Here is a 3737-nt window from a genome sequence, read left to right as displayed (position 1 = left end):
GCGACAAAGGCTATCTGAAGGAAAGTATCGACTATGTAACCATGGAAGCTGGTGGGGGCATGAAATTTGATGCAGGTGATGGCTTTGTTGTTGAATATGAGACAACGGGTGATTTTGACCAATCCCTTGAGCAGTTAGCCCGTTCACCAGAATTGTCATGGATCAAGCAACTGCGTGATGATCCAGAATTAGCCAAGCAAGTTGATTGGCAGGCAGTTAAGGCTGAATTTAAAGACTGGGATTATAAAAAGCAGGGTCTCACAGAAGTAGGAGCCGCTTTAGTCACCTTGATTGTAACAGCTGTTACTGCAGGGACAGCTTCCAGTGCCGCCGGTGCTATTGCCAGTGCATTGGGTGTTGGTTCTAGCACAGCCATGAATGCAGCGATACAAGCAGGTATACAGGCGCTGATCAACAAAAGTGCTGTGGCTCTTGTCAATAATCGCGGCAACATTGCCGATACATTGCATGAGCTAGGCTCATCGAAGAATGTTTTGGGCATTGTGTCCGCGATGTTGACAGCAGGTTTAACCAGCCAACTCACAGAGATGGCTGGTGTTGGTCAATCCTTACCTAAAACCGCCCCTTTGGTCGATCGTATCACGCGTGAGGCAGAAAAGAACCTGATCAAAGCCGCCATTGGCACGGGCGTTCAAACGGCTCTTGAAGGCGGTTCACTTGACAAAAACTTTTTTAACAATCTACGTACAGCGCTGTCAGGAACAATTGGCAAGACATTAGCGGAAGAAATTGGTACCGCCAAGGCTGAAGGCAAAATAGATACGGTCACACAGATTGTTGCCCATGCTGGTCTTGGCTGTATTGTTGGCGCTACAGCGAGTGGTGATTGTACAGCTGGCGCTGTGGGGGGTGCTGTAGGTGAAGCCACAGCTATGCTCCAGTTTAAACTGTGGATGCAAAGCATTGTGAAAGAGGAAATGGGGGATCTTAATGGTCGCACCCCAACCGCAGAAGAGCAAGCCCGCATCACTGCAAAGATTGATGCGCAGTTTGCTGACTTTAGAGAGCATACCATTGATGTAGCGCGTGCTGCGGGGGGCTTTGCTGCCGCCCTTGCTGGTGGCAATGTTGATGCCGGCGCCGATGCCGCAGGTAATGCTGCCGAAAATAATTTTCTTCCTGCGGTAGCAGCTGCTGTAGCGTTCATTGTGTCGCTTACGCCAGAAGAGTTGGCAGCTCTGTCTCTTTTTATGGCTGGTGGAGCAACTATTATTCAGTCTCCTGGCAATAGGACCGCTATAGCTGATTTCCTTGCCTATTGGTTTGCATCGAAGAGTGCAGAAGGAGACAGCGAAAAAACAAATCAAAACTCAAAAGAAGAAAAAAATAAAAATTCTCAGAAGGAAAGTAAAAATAAGAAAAAAAACGGAAACAATAAAAAACCACAAAACAATAATGATGGACAGGGGAATATACTTGCACAAGTCAGGAAGCATCATGACAAAAAACGGGATGAAAAAAAACAAGAATTAAGGGATAAAGGCTGTATAGTATGTGAGAAAGAAGTGGTATTCAAAACTAAGACGGATAAAGGCACAGTGAGGTCTCGTGCGGATATTGTTTATATAGAGGATGGTAAACTAGTCGTTGGTGAAGTAAAAACGGGGGATGCTGAGTTAAGTAAATTTCAAAAAATTTTGAAAGAGGCACATAAGGAAGGAAATGCAGAATCTACAAAAGGCGAACTTATAAAATTTTTTAAAGAGAACAAAGAGTTTTTAGAGAAATATCAAAAAGATTTCAAAAATTTTGAAGGAAATCAAGATCAATTAAGACAAGCTAATCAAAACTGGATTAAAAAACAATTAAGTAATAAGTTAGAGAAAACCAAATTTAAGCTTTTTCGTTATCCAGGACTTTTTGAATGAAAGTGAGTGATGAGGAAAACTAAAAATATAATAGGGCTTTGAAAGCTAAGTTGGGAGTTGTGAGACCAGCTATCATCTACAGCAGTAGATTATTATTAACAGGAATAAGCTTTGAATTGTGGAGAATAATTTATGAACTTTGCTTTAAAAAAAATACATCGCCCTGATATTATTTATGTGGAGAAAGGTGTATTAAAAGTTATTGACATAAAAACTGGTAATTCTCAATTAACAGAATGTCAAAAAGATTTTAAAATGGCGTATAAAACAGGAGAAGCAAAACCTTTCGGAAAAATTATGAAACGGTATCTAGGGGAAAATAAGGAACAGCTTAATAAATACCAAGAAGATTTGAAAAAATTTGAAGGAGATGCAGAGCTTCTGAAAGAGTTTAGAGACAATTGGAGTGAAAATCAAATAAACAAAAAGTGGAATAGAATAATTCCTTATACAGTTAGCTGTTATCCGGGGATTGGAGAAGAGTGAAAAATTATGCAAACTAAAGATGCAACAGAAATATTAAAAAGTCTTGGCTGTGAGCTTTATCGTGATGAAGTAGGCGATACATTTGCCTATTATTATCTTCCGGATCGCATTGTGGATTTGAGCTATGGTGTGAAACATGAAAAGGATGGTGAGAAATTTTGGTTATTAGCTAGTCTCACAACTGATTCTTATAGTCTTGCTTGTGAATATTCTAGGGGACAAAAGTCGCGATATGGATATATACTCTATCCAGAAATAGTTGATTTCGGGGTTACAGTACCGGATCTTTCAGAATGTCATATTGAATCTGCTTTAAACAAAGTTATCACTTGGGCAAAAACACAAAATATTGAACAAAAATTACATGAAGAAGCTGCTAATCATTCTCTTGTTGCAAAGGCTCTTCTCGGCGATATAGAAGCTTTAAGAAGTTATAAGTCTACGCCCAAATTAAACGTATCAGAATTTTCTGATTATAAAATGATGACGTGGAATGAACGCCTTCTTATTTTTGCACAGGCTTATAAAAATGGGGAGTTAGACGATATTCTAACGTGCAAGAAGCCAAAACAACACCCGATAAGTCTCATCGCAGCAAGTCGCATTCTTAAAAAAGAAGGGTGGTTTTCTACGGAACCTGGGAAAATGTGGGGCTCTTTGCCAGACCGTTTTATTCAATTTGATTTTGGTTTTATACATCTCCTTGATAATTACAATGTCCGTCTTGAAGCTGAGATCTCTAACGAAGAGATTTCTATAGCTTGTCGTTATATTCACTATAGGGGAGAATATATTTGGATAGGACCTACGGATATTTATCAGTCTTTTAATACGATTGGGGGGGGAATTTTTAGCGGTTTTGATAAAGGGATTGATATTTGTGTAGAGGAATTGAATGAGCAAGAGTTAACACAAATCTCTGAGCGAATAATACAATGGGCACGTGCCCAAGATTTACAAGCATCAATAGAAAGCAAAACACGTGTTCAAAAATATAGCTACAATATAGACATAATCTGGCATTTGGCTTGTTTAGCGTTAACAGGTCGAATTGATATCCTGAAATCTTATCAAAATTTTCTGGAAGCTGGTACGATTTCTGAACATTTGGATGATAATGACGTAGAAAAATATGTTAACCATGCCGTTGAATTTGCTGAAAAACATTTGAAAATCCTTAATGAGCGAGAGGCAGCAGAAGCTCATCTTAATCCACAAGTTTTGATTACTTTCAAGAAAGTTGCAGAGCAATTAAAAGAAATGGGTTGGACAGTTTATCGTGATAAAAACTACAATCGTAATGCTTATTTTATAAGTAAAGACCGTATCATCAATATAATGTATAACCTTCAAAGTGATGAA

General features: G+C 39.1%; 3 protein-coding genes. All 3 read left to right on the top strand.

Annotated features, from left to right (window positions below; genetic code table 11):
* A partial coding sequence (locus PVV66_RS09265; protein ID WP_273760996.1) for a DUF637 domain-containing protein occupies positions 1–1889 on the top strand: 1889 nt, incomplete at its 5' end.
* A 132-nt stretch (positions 1890–2021) separates the two neighbouring features.
* Entirely contained in the window at positions 2022–2375 is a 354-nt protein-coding gene (locus PVV66_RS09260; RefSeq protein WP_273719558.1) for a hypothetical protein, read from the top strand.
* Between the two features lie 6 nt (positions 2376–2381).
* The coding region (locus PVV66_RS09255; RefSeq protein WP_404977275.1) for a DUF6990 domain-containing protein at positions 2382–3737 on the top strand (1356 nt) is incomplete at its 3' end.

It is taken from the genome of Bartonella sp. AU16XJBT, from assembly GCF_028618665.1.
Lineage (GTDB): Bacteria > Pseudomonadota > Alphaproteobacteria > Rhizobiales > Rhizobiaceae > Bartonella.
The sequence above is the reverse complement of the archived record's forward strand: the minus strand, read 5'-3'. Positions and strand labels throughout refer to the sequence as shown.

Excerpts from the sequence above, each read along its gene's own strand:
- PVV66_RS09260 (WP_273719558.1), top strand. The coding sequence starts at position 2,022 with ATGAACTTTGCTTTAAAAAAAATACATCGCCCTGATATTATTTATGTG.